Genomic DNA, 17,593 nt, shown 5'->3' with positions numbered 1-17,593 from the left:
GATTTATATGTGGTTGGAGGTGTGACCAGAATGTTTATATTGGCTATTGGTACAAATAGTGTTCAATTGCTCAATATGTAACAACTTTGTTTATGTTTACCGCTAATCGCTAAATCGGCATAATGTTGGTTCATTTAGAAAGTCATTAAATTGGAAATTTAGTTTGGAATTACTCGCGATAGAGTTTCTTGGTAAACCGCTTCGTTTAGAGGGGTCAATGGCAGGGTGGCAACAGTTATTTTGGGATAACACGTTGGTGTCTCAGTTGGATGCAACTACAGATCAAGATGATGCGAGAACGCATACTTTTACGCTCCGATCTGGCGAAGAAACGTTGCAGTGTCACGTTGAGGCGTTGGTTCAATGGCAACCATTTGAGATGACGTACAAAGCGTCCGTTAATGGCCAAACCATCACCGAAGGTAATCGCAATACTAAAGATATCGAGCAACAAACTCCCGTTGTAGCACCTAAGCCTGAGAAACGTTTTAGTTTGATTGGTTTAGTGTCGCTGGGAATGAAAGCGCTGAAGAGTGCTAAGTTGATTAAAGTGGTACTTGCTTCTGCGAGTCTAGCGGCTTATTCATGGCTCTTTTCAATTCAGTTCGCTTTGGCCTTGATCGCTTGCCTTATGTTCCATGAATACGGTCATATCAGAGCAATGAAGTACTTTGGCATGAAGACCAAAGGCATCTATTTAATCCCGTTCCTTGGCGGATTAGCGCTTTCAGACGAAAAGATTAATACACGATGGCAAGATGTGGTTATCTCGATCATGGGACCACTGTTTGGCTTGATATTGTCGTTGATATTTATGGTGTTGTACTGGGCGACTGGCGAGATGTTCTTTGCTGGGCTTGCGGTATTTAACGCCTTGTTAAACCTGTTCAATCTACTGCCGATTTTGCCTCTGGATGGCGGCCATGTGCTGAAAAGCATCAGCTTTTCGATGAACAGCGTGCTTGGCATTGTGCTTTGTGTGGCAGCAGCGGTTGCTGGCGTAGTATTGAGTTACCAGTTGAACTTAACCTTGTTTGGTTTCTTATTGATCATGGGCAGTGTGGAAATTCTGTTCGAATGGAAAGGACGACACCATAGTCATCTATTGCCATTAGACAAATACGGGCAAGTCGTATCATTCCTTTGGTACGTGGGTTTAGTGAGCAGTTTAATCGGCGTTATCTGGTACTTTGCCTCTACTGGAGATCAGCTTTTAAGCCTACCGCTACAAATTCTAGGCACTTAATCGGTCAGTCAACGTGATTCGAATAACTCGTTAGCTTGATTCACTAAAAACGCCCTAACCAATATGGATAGGGCGTTTTTGTATTTGAGGCTCTAAATTTAATCGAACATCAGGTTACGCTTTGCAATCTGGCCTTGATGTTGCGGATTGAGGTAACGTTTTTATTTTCGCTTGCAGATCTTTAATACGCGTATTGTGGGAAGGGTGCGTAGAAAGTAATTCGGGAGGTTGGTTCCCACCTGATGCTTTCGCCATGTTTTGCCATAAATCGACACTTTGTTTTGGATCGAACCCAGCTTGAGCCATGTACTCTAAGCCTACAATATCAGCTTCAGACTCTTGAGTTCGGCCATAAGGTAGAACAACACCGTATTGAACACCTAAGCCTAACGCAGCCATCGTCATACCCTGATACTGTTTGTATTCTGATGCGCCTAACGCGACGCTAGTAATAGATAGACCAGTATTAGCGATTTGAGACTGAGATAGACGCTCATTACTGTGGTCAGCGAGAACGTGCGCCACTTCGTGTCCGATAACCGTCGCCAATTGGTCTTGGTTAACCGCGACATTAAGCAAACCCGTGTAAACGCCAATTTTTCCGCCAGGCAGGGCGAACGCGTTGACTTGGTCGCTATCAAAAACAACGACTTCCCATTCACTAAAGCCTTGCTTAGGAATGTGTTGAGTAATACTGTTCGCTACACACTGAACATAAGCGTTGGTTTTTGCATCTTTACTGATTGGCTGCTCTTTCTTCATTTGTTCAAAAGACTGTGCTCCAAGCTGAGACATATCTTGATCTGAAAAAAGCAGCAATTGGTTTCTTCCTGTCGGGGAAGCGCTACACGCGGTTAGGCCTGCAAGAGTGAGAAGCGAGGCAAACTTCGTCCATGACGTCATACAATATCCTCTGTGTATTCGGTTTTTATGCATGTTAACATCAACTTGCGTAATAACTAATAGCTGTAAGATAACTATTGTCTTTAAGAACATAGCTTTCTTTAAGAACATAGTTATCTTCAAGGATACCATTAGCTTTACTAAAGCAGCTCACGCACTAACAAAGTCAATAATTAAGGAACCCACATGAGTATTTGGAAAAAGCCCGTTGACCTAGATACCTTCAACGCGACCTCAAAAAATACCTTAATTGAGCACCTCAACATTGTTTACACCGAGGTTAACGATAACTCCTTGGTGGCAACCATGCCGGTTTGTCATTTCACGCACCAACCACTGGGCATGCTTCACGGCGGCGCATCGGTAGTTTTAGCCGAAACGCTGGGTTCACTCGCGGCAAACTTCTGCGTTCCTGATGGTTACTATTGCGTTGGGTTAGACATTAATGCTAACCACGTTCGTTCGATGCGTGAAGGGCTCGTTATCGGCACTGCCGAGCCTATTCACCTTGGTGTGTCTACCCAAGTATGGCAGATAAACATCACTGATGAGCGTCAACGCTTGGTATGTACAAGCCGTTTAACCATTGCAGTGAAGAAGCACAAACGCTAAGTCGATAACAAAGGCTGGGGGCTGGAACCAATCCACCCTCAGTTTATTAACCTCATATACAAACTGTTTATTTAGTTAGAGAAATCCATGGTCATAACGTTTAAAAGTGGAAAAGTCATTGCAACGGCGCATGAGTTGGTCGTTCGTTTGGATGGTGAGCATAGAGTCACACTGCAAGCACAAGTTGATGCGATTCAACTGATTGGAAAAGGGGCAAACGTTATTTCGGCCAACGGTTCTGAGTGCAAATGGTCGATTAAATTAGACGATGAACAACAGCTCCGCGACATCGCCAATGAAATCGGCTGCGATGTGATGTAATTACTGACTATAACAGCGTTTATTCAAGCCTTTCGCTTCCTATTATGGCTGCTAAACCGACTCATATCCATAATCTCTTCTTAAAAATTCATAAGTTCGATTGATTTTGACTCGTAAAATAGGGAAACTGAATTCAATATCCTTTGAATAAGTTTTCCTCTTTATGAGTAGCCCAAGACTTCGCGTTCAATTTGAAACCCTGTTTGAATTCTTCGATGGTAAAGATTCTGATGTTCAGCTCGATGACATAACAGATGTGCTCTGTTGTACCCGTCGTAATGCCAGAATGGTGCTTAACAAACTCGAAGAAGAGGGTTGGGTAGAGTGGTTACCTGCAGCGGGTCGAGGCAAGTTGTCTCAACTTATCTTTAAGCAGAACCGTTGTGATGTAAGCGAAAACCTAGCACGCCGCTACTTAGAAGAAGGTAAAATTGGGCAAGCACTGTCGGTACTTGACCACAATGCAGCCAAGCTTACTCAAGTTATTCAAAATTATTTGGGCGTACAGTATCAAGAAGGCGAGCAAGTTATTCGTTTGCCTTACTACCGTCCACTTTCCATGCTTAACCCAACTAAATCGATGCGACGCTCTGAACAACACATCACATGTCAGGTGTTCAGTGGGTTAACGCGCCTCGATGAGAACGATCAGCTACAGCCTGATCTCGCGCATTCATGGCAAAAGATTAATGACCATCAATGGCGATTCTTCTTAAGACCGGGGGTTCGTTTTCATAACGGAGAGCCGCTCTTGACAAGTCACGTTGTGGATACGCTTCTTTTGCTCGAGCCGCTCAATATGTTCTCTCATATTAAAGATGTATCATCACCGGCCAATTGCGTGGTTGATGTCTTTCTAACGCGCCCAGATAAGTACTTCCCACTCGCACTCACTGAATCGGTTGCTAAGGTGACCTTGCCGATGATTTTACGTGGTGAAGACTACGATATTCGCCCAATTGGTACTGGCCCTTATCGCATTGAAAAGAACGATGAGAAGCAACTGGTGTTAACGGCTTTCAACGGATACTTTGGTTTTAGACCGCTGATCGATCGCGTTGAAGTTTGGGTGGTCGATGAGGCTTATTCATCAATGGTTTACCCAAGTCTTTCTAAGCCAATAATGGCAGACCGTGGTGATAGCGATGATGAGGTAGAGCTTGATCCGGGCTGCACATATTTACTATTGAATAGAAAGAAGGGCATCGCACAAGATTCTGCTTGGGCTGAGTTTCTATCGAATGCTTTGAACGCTTCAGACCTGTTTGTGCATATTCCAAAAGAAACGGTTATCGATTTGGGTGTGCTGCATGCTTACGGAATCAAACCCGGTTGGTATGACATCAAGTTAAAAACACCCGTTTGTCCACCAGCAAGCGCTAAACCAAGCGTGAGATTGGTGTATCAATGTCAGCATCCAATGTTTCCAACACTCGCTAAAGCCATCGTCACTGTGTTGAAGCAATACAACGTTGATGTTGAACTTTTCGGTTACGAAACCGATCCTCCACACGCAGACAATGTTGATATTTGGATAAACCCAATGGGGATTGCCAACAATAGAGACGATGCGCTAGCCGGTTGGTTAATGGATTACAGCTTTCTCGATGAATCTAGCCCAGCAGAAGACTTCGACCAATGGTGTCACATGATTGATCGTTGGCGCTCGGGCGAGTTTGAGCAATTCCCAGCAAGACAACTCGGTAAACAACTTGTGCAAAGCAATCAGTTGATCCCGATGTTTCACTGCTGGTTAGGCGTAAACAAAGACCAATGCGGCACGCTGCAAAACGCTAAGTGTAATGCACTCGGATGGTTCGACTTTAGCCAAGTTTGGGTTAAACCTGACGTTGACTGAAACCAGAGATAACTCAATTAGGATATCGCAATGCAAACCGTGATTATCACATTCATTACGCTGGTGGCATTTGCTGCCAATTCTGTATTGTGTCGTTGGGCATTGATGGATCAAACGATTGATCCTTTGAGTTTCTCGATCGTGCGTATCTTATCGGGTGCGCTCACCCTGTTGATTTTATTAACCTTATCTTCAAGCGCCAAACGCAAACAAGATAAAGCGGTCAACAAAGCATCGACGTACACCAAGGTTCGTTCTCAGTTTAATTTAACCGCCATAGTGGCGTTACTCGTTTACATGTTCGGCTTCTCGTTTGCTTATCTAACATTAGGTGCAGGACTTGGAGCTCTGGTACTGTTTGTTGCGGTTCAGTTCACCATGATTGCTGCACACCTATTCGCAGGCAACAGAATGTCATCGCTTGAATGGGGTGGTTGTTTGTTGTCTGTTTCTGGGCTCGTTTACTTACTCATGCCGACGGAATCGACAAGTTCGCCGGATATCACCTCTATCATATTGATGGCTCTGGCTGGAATTGGGTGGGGCATTTATACATTGGCGGGTAAGAAATCCACAAACGCGTTGCAATCTACGACTGCCAACTTTGGATTTAGCTCGTTAGCGATCCTTATGTTATTAAGCCTGTTAACGGTTATTCCAAGCGTGACATCGCAAATATCCATCACTGAGCAAGGTTTGATTTACGCGGCATTGTCGGGTTCAGTGGCTTCTGGCGTGGGTTATAGCTTATGGTATTACGTCGTGAAAAAGCTGAATACCGTCGTCGCATCGATTGCACAGCTTTCTGTTCCAGTTATCGCGACACTTGGCGGTGTTTTGTTGCTATCTGAACCTGTCACCATTCAATTTGTTATCTCATCGACTGTCATTTTACTTGGGATAAGCTTGGTTCTTGTCGCCCCTAAACTTAAGAAACAAAGAGCTTAATCACTAACTACTATGGCTAAACCTAACAAGAAACAACCGACCAAAACGGTTCAGATATTCTGCGCTAAATGTAAGACGCAACTTTTCAAGTATCGAAAAGGCGGCAAAGGTGCGCTCGTAAAGTGCTTTAAGGAACGTATCGTCGAAGATTTCACGACAGAACCATGCGTATGCCCTGAGTGTGGTATCGAATTCGCACGAGATACCTTGGTTCGGGGCACGCCAGCGTACAAGTTCATCGGTGGAAAAGTGACGATGAAGTAAACGATAGCTATGAAATAAACGATAGCCATAAAATGAAAGCGCACGATAAAACAAAAATGCCACAGCACATACATGATGTGCTGTGGCATTTCAGATCTGGTATTGAAGTTCTGAATAAAAGGCTAGTATCAATGAACTCTGACTCGCCCTTGAAGCTTGAGAAGTAATAGCGAGACTATCGCTCCAGTTGTATCGCAAAGCATGTCTTTCTGCGCGTCCCAAATATCGCATTAATTATCATGTGATGTAAAATGTAGGGCGTAATCATCTCCCCAATTTACAGGAACAAATAATGAAAAACTGCTACCTATACCGAAGGTACTCCACATCAAAGCAATCCAAAGGTTCATCCCTTGAGAGGCAGCAGTTATTAGCTGACAGGTGGTGTGCTGCCAATGACGGGCGATTGCTAGATGTCATAACCGATGAGGGCTATTCAGCTTTTAAAGGCGATCACATATCACAGGGTGCATTCGCCGGAGTGCTGTCTGCTATTAGTTCCGGTGTAATACCCGCAGGTAGTTACTTGTTAGTAGAGAACATCGACCGTTTAAGCCGACAGGCGATTGGTGACGCACTAACTACTTGGATGAATATTCTAGGTGCTGATATTAATATCGTCACGCTGATGGACGGTAAGGTCTTCACTAAAGAGTCTCGTAATGACCTAGGCTCGATGCTTACTTACCTTGTCACGCAGGAAAGGGCATGGAGCGAGAGTCACGCTAAATCGGTTCGAACTACAAATGCGATCAAAGCAGCGAACACCCGGTTACTGAATGGAGAAGTCGCGAGAGTTACGCGCCCTGCATCATGGGTTACTTTTACACCTAGCGGTTACGAGTTGAACCATAAAGCCGATGCTGTTCGTCGTCTATTCGAACTTTATCTCTCCGGTCTAGGTCAGGCTAGTACAGCGAAGCAGTTAAACGATGAAGGGATAACAACACTTAGCGGTCGCTCTCCTAAGTGGTCATCCGCATCCGTACGCAAGGTTCTATTAAATGAGAATGTAACAGGTATCAAAACCATCGACGGGAACGCGGTCGAGGTTTACCCGGTAGTGGTTACTAGAGAGGATTGGTTAAAGGCAAAAAACCAATTGTCATCTAAGAGTCTAGGCGCATCAATAACTGTAGGTAAGGTTGCGAATCCACTTACAGGGTTTTGTCACTGCGGCGAGTGTTCGGAGACGATGCACTATGCGTCATCACGGAGTTCTGCGGGAGTTCGTTACGAATACTTGCAATGTGCTTCACATCGCCGTTTGCATAAATGCGGGAATGTGATGTTCAAACTAAGTCACTTGTTCGCAGTAGCTAAAAGCCTAGCCGCTGTGTTGTGTGACCTACCTGTAGAACAAGACGAGACGCAACGGTTAACCGCAGCAGTACAAGATGCCGCATTAAGTCTAAAAGATGTTAGAGGGCGTTTAGCTACCGCATCCGATATGGCTGTAAAGTTCCCATCCGAAGCCGCATTTTCTGCACTAAGTCGACTTGAGTTAGAGGTCACAGAGAACACGCAACACTTAGAACAGGCTGAGATAGCTCTAGCAAGTGCTAAGGGTGTACAAGCCGCACCATTGATTCAGTTGAGTGCTGTTCGCAAACTACATTTGTCCGATGAGACGAGTAGGCGTGAAGCGGCGCAGATATTCCGCAACAGTTTTGAGTCATGGGTATTCAACGCAGATGGGAGTAGTGAGTTACTTACCAAGCGTCACGGTGTGATTTACCTAGACGGAGCAGGTCGTAGCCTAGAAATAAGGGCGCAAAGTGCTGCATTCGAAGGGATAGTATCTCGATTTAAGGCTATCCCGTTTGAGATTGGCGGCAAACAAGGACTGATAACACTCGATAAAGCGTAAGGTTAAGTCATGGCTGTACTAACCTTGTTTATGGCTGACGTTACGGTGTAACCTTGCTGTACCAAGCATGGAACATTGTTCTCGATAGATAAAATCGATCGATATCGGGCTGTTGATCGATTTAATCTATGTGATATTGGTCTTTTCCCCAGATCCATTTAAACCTTAACTACGGGAAAACCCACCGTAAAAAGGTATAATACAATTCTCCCAAGGGAAGGATATTAGCCGTCATTCACGCGTTCCTGTTCCCCAAAAGCCAACATAGAGACTTGGTTGGAGATTACACAGATACATGTTGTATCTGTGCTCAATCTTAAAGGAAGTCTCTATGAAACTCATTACAGCGCGTGACATCGACACACTAGAAATTGCAGGTATCATCTGGCGTGTAGCCCAAGGTGAAGCCGTGGTTCTAGAAAACCTTGCAACAGACCACGATATTGCAACCGTACGCAAACGTGTGTACTCAATGAACAAAAACCGCCGCAACACTCACTTCATAACGCGCGTCTTAGGCAAAGGTCGCTTGGCGTTTATGCCTGTGCAAGAGGTGAAGTAATGCCAGTGCTAAATAACCAAAACGTTTTGAATTTCGAAGTTCTAACGATTAACCCTGCGGCGCGTCAGACAGCCTCTAAAGAGTTTCGTTTGGTGGATGGTCGTATCGAATCAACTGCTAAAGTTACGGTGAATAACGGTGTGTGGCAGCGTAACCCTGTGAAATCGTGGGAGGAACTGCGTGCTGTAGTAGAGAACAACACGTTATGTTCCGGTGTACTTTCTGCGGATGTCGTTTCTGTGTGGGATGACAACAAGCCAATGCAAATACGTACAGGTGATTCTAACCTGAAACGCAACCAATTGGCACGTACCAAGCGCGAGGGTTTAATCGGGTATCCTGATGTACAAGGCTTCCTACTTGTCGACTATGACGGCGACACACCGTTAAATGCCGATGAGATTCATGCGTTGCTATGCGGCATCTGCCCTAACTTCATCGGTGCAGGTTACGTAGCTAAACCATCCTCATCGGCAGGTATCTATTACCCAACGGGCGAGAAACACAAAGCTGACGGTTGGCACTTATACTATGTTGTCGACTCACTGGCAGGTATCCCCGACCTTGTTACGAACCTAAAGCGCGCGGCGTGGGGGCATGGTTACGGTGAGATTAAGGTGTCATCTATCGGTTCTCGTCTTGAGCGTAATCAGGTGTTCGATGCTAGTGCTTGTGACTGTTCGCGCTTCTCCTTTGAAGCTGTCCCTAAGTTGTATGACGGTATCACCCGAAACGCTCCACAGAGTTATGTTCGGGACGGCGTTGTCCTACCTGTAGCATTTGAATCTGATGTAAGACACGAAGAATACATGGCGTTGGTTGGTGAGGCTAAAGATGCACTATCGGAGACGGCAACAGCGGTGAGAGCTACGTACATGGAGAACAAAGTATCTAAGTATGTCGCAAGTGGTATGACAATAGAGCAAGCTACGGCAACCGTTAACAAGCTTATGAATAACCTAGAGAACGGTGTCGTCACGGAAGACCTGTTGGTGACAATTAAAACTATGTCAGACGCAGCTCTACAACGTAAAGGTATCAAGCGTGACGCAACGTTTCGCCTAGGTGACTTGCTGGATTTGGTCGGTGACTACCACGGTAAGATTGTGTGTTACGACTCTATTCATGAAGTGTCGGATAACCTAGAAATACATCCGAGAACAAAGACCTTACGCACGTATAAGTATTCTGGTGGTAAGAGTTGGAATATCCTTAGCCAAGAACGTCATGCCATGCGAGAGTCCCTAAAGAACAAGCTATCAGGTTCAGTGACTTCTCGCAGTCAGACACATACCAAGCAAGACACAGCGATTAAGGATGCGAGTAACATAGAGTCAGCAGCAATAGCCGAAGAAGCTACGATCCGCTTTGTCGCGCTCAACAAGCCACAGGTGTTCAACGCTCTATTCCATATTATCCCCGCTATGGTAACTGACGCGGTACTCGGTTCTATACAGTCTGCTATTTATAACCTACTAGAGCCGGAACAAGCGCACGTTGTCATGCACGCATGGCTACACGGTTGTAACAAGGATGAGTATGCCGCATACCCCTTGGTAGACAAGTCGAACGGGTACACAACACTAAAGAACGTAGCGTTAGACTTCACTGACAACCTAGACATCCCTACAGGTACGCACAAACTAGCGTTGGATACAGAACGATACGCTGACTTTAAACTAGCTAAGATGCCTCGAAATGTGGCGGATGCGACTAACGAGTTAAACAAGCTCTCACGCAAAGGTGTCCTAGTGGAAGAAGACGCAGCGTATGCGGTGGCGAATGCTGTGTGTCATGCGCTACGTAAAACCGTGTTCACTGGTGGTCTAAGTATCGAAACCTTAGCACTGCACCTATCTCTACAACTGCCTCAAGTAGACCGAGCGTTTCTAGTCGCCACACTAAGACACTTTGTTAAGCAGCAAGCGCAATCTGTGCATTCGTTGGTTAACCTCGCGCCTATCAATAACGACTGGTCAGTGACGGGGATTTTGGGCTTCTACCCGGTATTGTTCAACCTAGAAGACCTAGGGCAGAACGAGGTAACGTTTGTTAAAGCACCTATGGCATCAGGTAAAACACAGGCAATGGTGACCCATGCGCAGGAACTTATGGATGCAGGGCTACGAGTGGTCATCATCACGCATCGTGAACGACTATCACGCAACAACGCGCTGAGTTTCTCTAAAGGACAGGAAGCAACCGACCTAACCGACATGATGATGCGTAACCTACACCACGCGGATTCAATGGGTGTTGAGATTAGTGATGCTGATTACGAGGCGATGGACGACTGGCGCAGCCACAACACCGTTGATGAGTCGGCAAACATTGTTGTGTCCTATAAAGATAAGTGGGTGCGACAAGCAATCCAAGAGAGCGATACACACCACATGTTCAAAGGACTAGCTGTATGCATTAACTCAGCATTCAACAACATGTTCAATGAGTTTGTAATGGGTGCGGATGTGATAATCATCGACGAAGCATCGCAGGTACTAGACTCGTTTACCAACCGCAAAACAATGGGCAACCAATCTAGAGCCATTATGAACAACCTACTGGCGGTGCTTACTCGCGCTCCTAAAGTCGTACTACTGGACGCAGGTTTATGTGAAAGGGATGTGCGACAACTGGTTAACCTACATAGCAGCAGTGCTGAGTCTCTAGCCATAATCCCGAAAGAAACGGTTTCAGTGTACGAAATGCCTAACGAAGCTGTGCGCTTTAGTCCACCTAAGATGCGTGTTATCGGTACTGACTCAAAGATGATCCAAATGCTCGATACCCAAGTGCAAATGGTAGTCGACGGTGAGGCGGATGGACGCTTCATGCTTGCCTGTGACAGCGTTAGTCATGTTTGGAATCTCAGACGCTCGTTTATCGAGATGGGTGTGCCTGCGGAGCGTGTGTTGTGTATTACGAGTCCTAAGCCTGAAAAGGTAGACGTTGCTACTGAGCTGTGCGGTATGTCAGTTAAACAGTGGGAAACTGACATGAAAAACTTCACAGCGCAACCGGATAAATACGCTGAGTTGTACGACATCATTATATATTCACCTGCGATTGATAGCGGAATCTCACTAGTCGGAGGTCACTTCAAAGCGATGTACGGATGGTTTACGGGTGTTATCCCTGCACCTAGTACCTTACAAATGATGAGACGACTTCGCACCGTAGATGAGATTTTGGTGTACATCACGGCAGGTGCAGAAGCTAAACCACTAGATGTCGACCAACAACTAACACGCGATAGCAGTCCAGTATTCCGCGCAATTATCTCAGACCGCATCGACCGTCTGAACCGATTAACAGCACTACAGGCATCGTCCATTTGTACGGTGGCAGAAACGATGGGCTTCACTCTAGAAGCAGTACAACAACCGACAGAGGTTCTTACTCAGATGATTTCAACAGACAAGCAACACGGCGAAGACTCAGATGTGCAATTGGTACTAGCTGACCCGAAACAAATCACTGACGCTCTAGTGAACGCTATCTGCCAAGCAGAAGACATTGAATACATAACAGCGCGCCAGTACGTAAACACTGACGACTGTTCGTATGAGGACGTTCTGGCCGCCCGTAAAGCGTTTGTCCGTGACTACAACGGCATGACAATCGAAGACGAAGTACAAACAGAACATGTGCTGAACTTCTTCAACCCTAAGTACCGAAAAGCACTCTACAACGTAGAGCTTCTAAGCGGGACACGTAAGGTAGAACTACCTACGGCTGACGATGTTCGAGCACCAGAAATGAAACGCTATGAGCTAGAGCGTGGGCTTATGCTAAGGCAGCTAGACACTATGGTGAACACCGGACTAGAAACGGAAGCCAAACGCCTTAAAAAAGTGTCTAAGGCTACTAAGAAGAAAGACCGCTACTTCCTGCACCACGCACAACCTTGGGTTCAAGAGCTGGTGGCTTTCATGTGGGATAGCCGCCTGCAACTTGTAACACTTGGTATTGCACCTGCTAGTTGGATTCGCCCAAGCACGCCTAAACCGTCTGATGAGGGCGTGACGCGAGTAGTTGCAGACGTTATGAAGTCCATCGGTCACGTAATGAGCCGTGGCAATATGGACGCAGACGAGTTCAATGCTTGGTTGGATGAGGCGTACTCGGACAATTCGGGCGAAATCGACCGCCCAAATAATGCACTTTCTGCGAATATTATTAGTAAATTTAACAGAAAGTGCATTATTTCTAAGCCTAACTTACCGCCGGAAGCCGAGCGTGTGATGGTGAACCGCATCAAAACCATGAACAACCAACGCCAACTTATGACTGTAGCGACCGCTAGACAGCGCGCGCGTATCAAAGATAACCGAGATTATGATGGTCTGAATCTGGCAATCACCGATGTGCAGTTGAGAGAGTACAGCACACTAGACGAACTTAAAGCTATCCAAGCGGAACAGGCGGAGCACGAAGCACAACGCGCCAATCGTGAAGCACTAGGGCAGCCAGTAGTCTACCTACTACCGACCCTAGTTAAACCTGCTGACGTTGACCTGAGCAAGCGAGCAGGGGACGTAGATAAAGGCTCAGAGAACGTAGCCTACACCGACATCGAAGCGCACAAGGTGACACCAAACATGCTTTTATCTGTCTGAACAGACAAGGGAGTTCAATAAAGCTCTTTACCTCAATGATGTAACGAATGATTAATATGACGCATCATTGAGGTTGTTTTAGCGATTTTTAGAGTTTGGTGGGAGACAATAAGAGCCTGACTTCCCATACTTTTGATAATAACGTGAACAAACTTAATGTATTAATTGCAACGAGTGCTCTTTTTAGTATCTCAGCTTTCGCAGAAACCGCGCTTACAACAGGACAAGCACCAGACTGGGTAAGCGAAACCCACTGTATGACTTTCGCTAAACAAGCTGGACTTCCTGAGCATGAGTTACGCATTGCTCCGCCTGAAGACGCACAAATAGAAAGATTTACATACAACCTTGGATTTGCAGAGGGTTATTCGAAAGCGATGTCAATCGCAACCAAATCGACTCCAGAGGAGGCAGCACAGTTTCTTTATAATAAGCAGTGCCGATAACCATGAAATATTTAGAACTCATCAAAGTGATGTTGCTCGCGATTATTGCTGCAACTATGATCTATGGAACTGTCTTAATTAGTGATATTCACGCCTATATAGGCAATGACCTATCGAGTGAAACTATCGTCGACATTCTTAGTGGAAAGTTAGATGGTATTGAATCAGCTATTCTCAGAGCGAATTAGTAATCGTACTTTAGTTCTTCTGTCTTACCTATAGATTGGTTTGTTACTTACTTAGTGGGGTACGCGTGGTATAATTGCTCGGTGCAAACGTCATTTATCCTTTTGTTCTTGTTGGGGAAAACAAACTAAAAGGTGACAGTTATGACCACTAAAATGCGCGCTGTGTTAGCCTCGTTGGGCTTAGATTACCTCAAAGGTAAGCAATTGATTTTGGCAATTGAAGCTAAAATCGTTCACCTCGAACAAACCGAACGGCAATTTGCACCTGACAATCAGGAAATGCCTCATCCGGTGATTGACGAGTTGAATCAGGCTTTATATGAACTTACACAGTAATAAAAGCCACTGACATAATCATAATGTTGGTGGCTTTTTATTACTCGATGATATCAGCTAATTAACACACCTAAAATAGAACGTAGTATAATTGTAGCTACTCGTTGAGGCTACTGCTCCAGTGTTAGTCTCGGTGATATATGTTGCACCAGTAGTTGTAGAGCCTCCCTCATCGATCAACTCGTACTTACCCGAACATTCGTTATACATTTTTTCGAACGCATCTTCTCGGCGAGCATTAGTTACTATTGATGCACCTTGATTAAGGTAAGATATCGACATAATACCTGAGTCAACAGCGTTGACTGGCGCGAATTTAGAATTATGGTCGTTACTTCGCTCAATACCCCCCGCTGAACAACCACTCAGAACAGCCGCAATTAGCGCTGGTACACTGTACTGAGCCACTGTGTTAACTTTCAAATAGTTCATAATTATTTTTGCTGCTTGTTTTAAAAAACCTATTATTCAATACGCTAACCTAAAAAACGCTAAAACAAGCTCAAAACCAGTAAGTAGTTAATACTCAGTTACATATCAAACGAAGTCGCCACGATCGATTGCCGTTTGATACGATTCTTTATTATCGAAACCCGCCGACTGCCAGTCATGCCCCCTAGGCTTTTCAGCCATTTTCACAGGCTCACTATTAGTCAATATGTCGCCTCTAGCACGCGCCATCGCATCACCATCGTCCAAATCTAGCGCCATTACTGACTCAACACTTGTTACTGGTTTATGAGCCACGGCACGAGTTTTGAACCCATCACTTCTCATCCCGTGTTTAGTAAGGACAACTTTCGCCGCAGATTCTAGAGCATCAGCATAGGACTTCCCATGCACTCTAACTTCTATGTTACGCATCGCGATAACCTCGTCCGTAAGTCCTTGGTCGAAGTCCTTGTGTTCATGATTAAGTACCGGGTAATCCTTCGCAAGCCTTTCCGCTACTGGGCTCATCTCACGAACAGCTAACTCAGAATCCACGCGAGTTTGTACTTCTTTATCGAAGTTCGCGCGTTCTTCTTCCTCTTTACGGCGTTGTGCTGCCTCCAATTCGCGTTGGTGGTCACGCATATCTGCGTCATATGCCACGTTACTGTTATCCGCTGCTAGGAATGCTTGGTCTTCAACATGTCTCTGGTAAGCCGCTCGATCTTCGGCACTACCGTCCATCTTGAACGCAGGTTTTGTATCACTCATAAATCCATCCACTCTTTCGTCGTGTCATTATGACTCATTATATAAGAGATAGAGCTCGTTGACACTTTGTTGACGCTCTTTTTAGGTGTAAAATGAGTCAAAATGACACGATAAAAGCAAAGCGCTAGAGGGCGATATGACGGTAAACGCAGCAACAAAAATCGTCTACGCAGACGGTACAGAAGAAATGATTCCAGAACTACCCGAAGCACCAAGTAGACGCGGGCGTGTTGCAAGACTTGTAATACTGGACACCTTACAAGGGGACGTCTCATTACGTGACAACGCCATCGGCGCAGGTTACTCAACAACTGCCCCTAACGGGATACGTAATGCAGAATCCGCAGCATCTAGAGCGCGCGGAACAGAACTATACAAAAAGCTAAAAGAAGACCTTCAAGGCAAGTTACGAAGAGAGCTGAGTTTCGATGAACGTGCAGCCTTCGAGTATTACCAAGAGTGTTACCGACTTGCACTGCTAGATGGTAAGTCAGGGGTGATGATCAAAGCGACAGAGGGGATAGTTAGGCTACTTGGTCTGCAATTCCAAAAAGTCGCAATTCTGCCAGAAGTAGAAGCACCTCAAGACGTAAAAAAGTTAAGCGAACGACAACTAAACAAACTCATCAAAAACGCAGAGGCACTAAGCGATGACAGTAAATAAATTATTACCGAAGCTATTCAACGGTGGCTCTAAATCACTAGCTACAGCCTATGACCTAACGTTACAGATGGGTTTAACCGTAGCACCGTCTGTACTGTTGGACACCTTGCTACCAATCAGCGCACGACAGGGCGCAGATGGTTTCGAACTAACGACCCTTGGTTCGTTTGTTCTCGGACAAGTAAACGCCGAGTCACTGCTAAACGAGCTAGGTAACGAAGTCACAGTGGCTAAGTCCATTAGCGACACACTGCTTGCAGCGACATTCTCGCCAGTTATGACTACAGCAGGTAAAGCGTTATTCGAACACATCGAAGCTGAGTGGTTAGCCGAGCAGCAACAAGTACGTGAACGTGAAGCCGAGCGAGCAGCAGAAGCCGAAAAACAGCAACGACAACAAGCAGCAGCCCTGCACGAACGTAACGTACAGACAGCAACAGATGCACTAACTAACCCTGAGTTAGTGTCACTTATCGAACTGGCGTGGTTGATGGGTGGTAAAGCTACCAGTGAACACGACCGAACCGAACGAATTGTCGATGCAGTACGTAAAGCTACCCGCGAATTGGAGTACACCGCACGCGCAGAGCGAACGGCTAACCCTGACGGATTCGGTAACGCAGGAAGTGTGTCTAATTCGGTTGGTTTCAACGTTAAAGGTTTGTACCGTCCAACATACGATGAGTGGATGACTCGCGGGTGTGCCGAGCAAACCCTAGCACTATTACCCGAAGCTCTAGTGGAAGCATGGATAAACCAGTAACCATAAGGTGGCAACTAATGACTGATTTCTACGAGTCCATTGGTAGGGCGTTAAACGATTTAGTTGCCGAACACGGCGACTGTGTGTGGGACAACGAAACATTCCGCGCAATAGTGCTAGGGCTGACGACACTACCCGATGCTGAACCATTAGCCAATGCGTTAGACGCCAGAGCATACGAGCTATTCAAACGAGGAACTCACTAATGAACTACGAACAAATCAAAGCGATGAGTAGTGGCATTAATCCTACGATGTCCCAACAAGAACTTATGTACGTGGTGCAGCGTTCGGCAGGTCAGTCGCCACGGCAGGCAGGGGATGCAGCAGGGGTTGAGTCTGAGTCTGCCGTCTTACTGCTAGAACGCAGACCGGATATAGTGGCTATGCTCGACTCCGTAGCAGAAGCAAAAACCGCAAACACCGCGATAGTTCAGGCTAAACCGGATAAATTCACTAGAGGTGACGCCCAAGCACTCTATAACAACGCGTATGCTATGGCTGTGAATGCTACCGAGATGATCAAAGCGGTGGATAGTATGGTTAAGTTACACGGTTTAGCTGCACCTGAGAAACAAGAGGTTACTATCACATCTAAACGGGATGTACTCGCTCAAACCGAAGAAGAATTACTGGCAGCACTCGGAAACTCAATCGGTGGTCGCGAGATTATCCTGAACCCCGAAGATTACAAACGAACAAGTTAAATGGATTTTATGCTTAGTGCTATAGGTCACATAAACAAAAAGCCTCGGCACCAAATCTGTTGCCGAGGCTTTTCTACAACCACG

The 17,593-nt window shown here is 45.8% G+C and carries 18 protein-coding genes and 1 pseudogene; 16 read left to right on the top strand and 3 right to left on the bottom strand.

The features are described 5' to 3' along the window. Positions 1-163 precede the first annotated feature (163 nt). A complete protein-coding gene (locus QUF19_RS25070; protein WP_029223684.1) occupies positions 164-1,246 on the top strand; it encodes a site-2 protease family protein in 1,083 nt (360 codons plus the stop codon). Positions 1,247-1,360: 114 nt separating this feature from the next. Here QUF19_RS25070 and QUF19_RS25065 read toward each other — a convergent pair whose 3' ends face one another. After that, on the bottom strand, positions 1,361-2,149 hold the full coding sequence (locus tag QUF19_RS25065) for a M48 family metallopeptidase (RefSeq protein ID WP_286300799.1): 789 nt from the start codon (positions 2,147-2,149) through the stop codon (positions 1,361-1,363). Positions 2,150-2,335: 186 nt separating this feature from the next. Between QUF19_RS25065 and QUF19_RS25060 the strand changes: the two genes are divergently transcribed. The 5 genes from QUF19_RS25060 to QUF19_RS25040 all read left to right on the top strand — a co-directional run bounded on the left by QUF19_RS25060 (position 2,336) and on the right by QUF19_RS25040 (position 6,152). After that, positions 2,336-2,761, top strand: coding sequence for a hotdog fold thioesterase (locus QUF19_RS25060; protein WP_286300796.1), 426 nt, complete (start codon positions 2,336-2,338; stop codon positions 2,759-2,761). A gap of 87 nt (positions 2,762-2,848) precedes the next feature. After that, a complete protein-coding gene (locus tag QUF19_RS25055) occupies positions 2,849-3,082 on the top strand; it encodes a DUF3389 domain-containing protein (RefSeq protein WP_086713940.1) in 234 nt (77 codons plus the stop codon). A gap of 163 nt (positions 3,083-3,245) precedes the next feature. After that, a complete protein-coding gene (locus QUF19_RS25050) occupies positions 3,246-4,940 on the top strand; it encodes an SgrR family transcriptional regulator (RefSeq protein ID WP_286300791.1) in 1,695 nt (564 codons plus the stop codon). A 30-nt stretch (positions 4,941-4,970) separates the two neighbouring features. Then, positions 4,971-5,888 (top strand): DMT family transporter, encoded by a 918-nt coding sequence (locus QUF19_RS25045; protein ID WP_286300789.1) that lies wholly within the window; start codon positions 4,971-4,973, stop codon positions 5,886-5,888. A gap of 12 nt (positions 5,889-5,900) precedes the next feature. Continuing rightward, positions 5,901-6,152 (top strand): hypothetical protein, encoded by a 252-nt coding sequence (locus QUF19_RS25040; RefSeq protein ID WP_102250464.1) that lies wholly within the window; start codon positions 5,901-5,903, stop codon positions 6,150-6,152. Between the two features lie 128 nt (positions 6,153-6,280). Here QUF19_RS25040 and QUF19_RS25035 read toward each other — a convergent pair. After that, positions 6,281-6,379: pseudogene (locus tag QUF19_RS25035) on the bottom strand (DUF2238 domain-containing protein); the annotation flags it as partial. A gap of 65 nt (positions 6,380-6,444) precedes the next feature. On the opposite strand from QUF19_RS25035, the gene QUF19_RS25030 reads away from it, so the two are divergent. From QUF19_RS25030 to QUF19_RS25005, 6 genes are all read left to right on the top strand, one after another. Next, positions 6,445-8,022: a recombinase family protein gene (locus tag QUF19_RS25030; protein ID WP_286300784.1), complete on the top strand. Its 1,578-nt coding sequence runs from the start codon at positions 6,445-6,447 to the stop codon at positions 8,020-8,022. A gap of 331 nt (positions 8,023-8,353) precedes the next feature. After that, positions 8,354-8,584 (top strand): hypothetical protein, encoded by a 231-nt coding sequence (locus tag QUF19_RS25025; RefSeq protein ID WP_286300782.1) that lies wholly within the window; start codon positions 8,354-8,356, stop codon positions 8,582-8,584. Then, the gene (locus QUF19_RS25020; protein ID WP_286300780.1) at positions 8,584-13,203 is read left to right on the top strand and encodes a hypothetical protein; all 4,620 of its coding nucleotides are present in this window, start codon (positions 8,584-8,586) and stop codon (positions 13,201-13,203) included. The genes QUF19_RS25025 and QUF19_RS25020 overlap by 1 nt, the downstream gene beginning before the upstream one ends. A gap of 143 nt (positions 13,204-13,346) precedes the next feature. Further along, the gene (locus QUF19_RS25015; protein WP_286300778.1) at positions 13,347-13,649 is read left to right on the top strand and encodes a hypothetical protein; all 303 of its coding nucleotides are present in this window, start codon (positions 13,347-13,349) and stop codon (positions 13,647-13,649) included. 2 nt (positions 13,650-13,651) lie between these two features. Beyond that, positions 13,652-13,837, top strand: a complete 186-nt coding sequence (locus tag QUF19_RS25010; protein ID WP_286300776.1) for a hypothetical protein — start codon at positions 13,652-13,654, stop codon at positions 13,835-13,837. A gap of 141 nt (positions 13,838-13,978) precedes the next feature. Further along, complete coding sequence (locus tag QUF19_RS25005) at positions 13,979-14,173, top strand: hypothetical protein (protein ID WP_286300774.1); 195 nt, start codon at positions 13,979-13,981, stop codon at positions 14,171-14,173. A gap of 537 nt (positions 14,174-14,710) precedes the next feature. Here QUF19_RS25005 and QUF19_RS25000 read toward each other — a convergent pair. Beyond that, complete coding sequence (locus tag QUF19_RS25000; RefSeq protein WP_286300773.1) at positions 14,711-15,376, bottom strand: hypothetical protein; 666 nt, start codon at positions 15,374-15,376, stop codon at positions 14,711-14,713. A gap of 136 nt (positions 15,377-15,512) precedes the next feature. On the opposite strand from QUF19_RS25000, the gene QUF19_RS24995 reads away from it, so the two are divergent. Genes QUF19_RS24995 through QUF19_RS24980 form a run of 4 tightly spaced genes read left to right on the top strand, consistent with a single transcriptional unit; the run spans position 15,513 to position 17,509 of the window. Next, on the top strand, positions 15,513-16,040 hold the full coding sequence (locus QUF19_RS24995) for a hypothetical protein (RefSeq protein WP_286300771.1): 528 nt from the start codon (positions 15,513-15,515) through the stop codon (positions 16,038-16,040). Then, positions 16,027-16,803: a hypothetical protein gene (locus tag QUF19_RS24990; RefSeq protein ID WP_286300769.1), complete on the top strand. Its 777-nt coding sequence runs from the start codon at positions 16,027-16,029 to the stop codon at positions 16,801-16,803. The genes QUF19_RS24995 and QUF19_RS24990 overlap by 14 nt, the downstream gene beginning before the upstream one ends. 17 nt (positions 16,804-16,820) lie before the next feature. Further along, positions 16,821-17,009 (top strand): hypothetical protein, encoded by a 189-nt coding sequence (locus QUF19_RS24985; RefSeq protein WP_286300766.1) that lies wholly within the window; start codon positions 16,821-16,823, stop codon positions 17,007-17,009. Positions 17,010-17,056: 47 nt separating this feature from the next. Further along, a complete protein-coding gene (locus tag QUF19_RS24980; protein ID WP_286300764.1) occupies positions 17,057-17,509 on the top strand; it encodes a hypothetical protein in 453 nt (150 codons plus the stop codon). The last annotated feature ends 84 nt before the right edge of the window (positions 17,510-17,593 follow it).

The organism is Vibrio sp. FE10 (assembly GCF_030297155.1).
GTDB lineage: Bacteria > Pseudomonadota > Gammaproteobacteria > Enterobacterales > Vibrionaceae > Vibrio > Vibrio apostichopi.
The sequence above is the reverse complement of the archived record's forward strand: the minus strand, read 5'-3'. Positions and strand labels throughout refer to the sequence as shown.

Excerpts from the sequence above, each read along its gene's own strand:
- QUF19_RS25065 (WP_286300799.1), bottom strand. The coding sequence starts at position 2,149 with ATGACGTCATGGACGAAGTTTGCCTCGCTTCTCACTCTTGCAGGCCTA.
- QUF19_RS25060 (WP_286300796.1), top strand. The coding sequence starts at position 2,336 with ATGAGTATTTGGAAAAAGCCCGTTGACCTAGATACCTTCAACGCGACC.
- QUF19_RS25055 (WP_086713940.1), top strand. The coding sequence starts at position 2,849 with ATGGTCATAACGTTTAAAAGTGGAAAAGTCATTGCAACGGCGCATGAG.
- QUF19_RS25050 (WP_286300791.1), top strand. The coding sequence starts at position 3,246 with ATGAGTAGCCCAAGACTTCGCGTTCAATTTGAAACCCTGTTTGAATTC.
- QUF19_RS25045 (WP_286300789.1), top strand. The coding sequence starts at position 4,971 with ATGCAAACCGTGATTATCACATTCATTACGCTGGTGGCATTTGCTGCC.
- QUF19_RS25040 (WP_102250464.1), top strand. The coding sequence starts at position 5,901 with ATGGCTAAACCTAACAAGAAACAACCGACCAAAACGGTTCAGATATTC.
- QUF19_RS25030 (WP_286300784.1), top strand. The coding sequence starts at position 6,445 with ATGAAAAACTGCTACCTATACCGAAGGTACTCCACATCAAAGCAATCC.
- QUF19_RS25025 (WP_286300782.1), top strand. The coding sequence starts at position 8,354 with ATGAAACTCATTACAGCGCGTGACATCGACACACTAGAAATTGCAGGT.
- QUF19_RS25020 (WP_286300780.1), top strand. The coding sequence starts at position 8,584 with ATGCCAGTGCTAAATAACCAAAACGTTTTGAATTTCGAAGTTCTAACG.
- QUF19_RS25010 (WP_286300776.1), top strand. The coding sequence starts at position 13,652 with ATGAAATATTTAGAACTCATCAAAGTGATGTTGCTCGCGATTATTGCT.
- QUF19_RS25005 (WP_286300774.1), top strand. The coding sequence starts at position 13,979 with ATGACCACTAAAATGCGCGCTGTGTTAGCCTCGTTGGGCTTAGATTAC.
- QUF19_RS25000 (WP_286300773.1), bottom strand. The coding sequence starts at position 15,376 with ATGAGTGATACAAAACCTGCGTTCAAGATGGACGGTAGTGCCGAAGAT.
- QUF19_RS24995 (WP_286300771.1), top strand. The coding sequence starts at position 15,513 with ATGACGGTAAACGCAGCAACAAAAATCGTCTACGCAGACGGTACAGAA.
- QUF19_RS24990 (WP_286300769.1), top strand. The coding sequence starts at position 16,027 with ATGACAGTAAATAAATTATTACCGAAGCTATTCAACGGTGGCTCTAAA.
- QUF19_RS24985 (WP_286300766.1), top strand. The coding sequence starts at position 16,821 with ATGACTGATTTCTACGAGTCCATTGGTAGGGCGTTAAACGATTTAGTT.
- QUF19_RS24980 (WP_286300764.1), top strand. The coding sequence starts at position 17,057 with ATGTCCCAACAAGAACTTATGTACGTGGTGCAGCGTTCGGCAGGTCAG.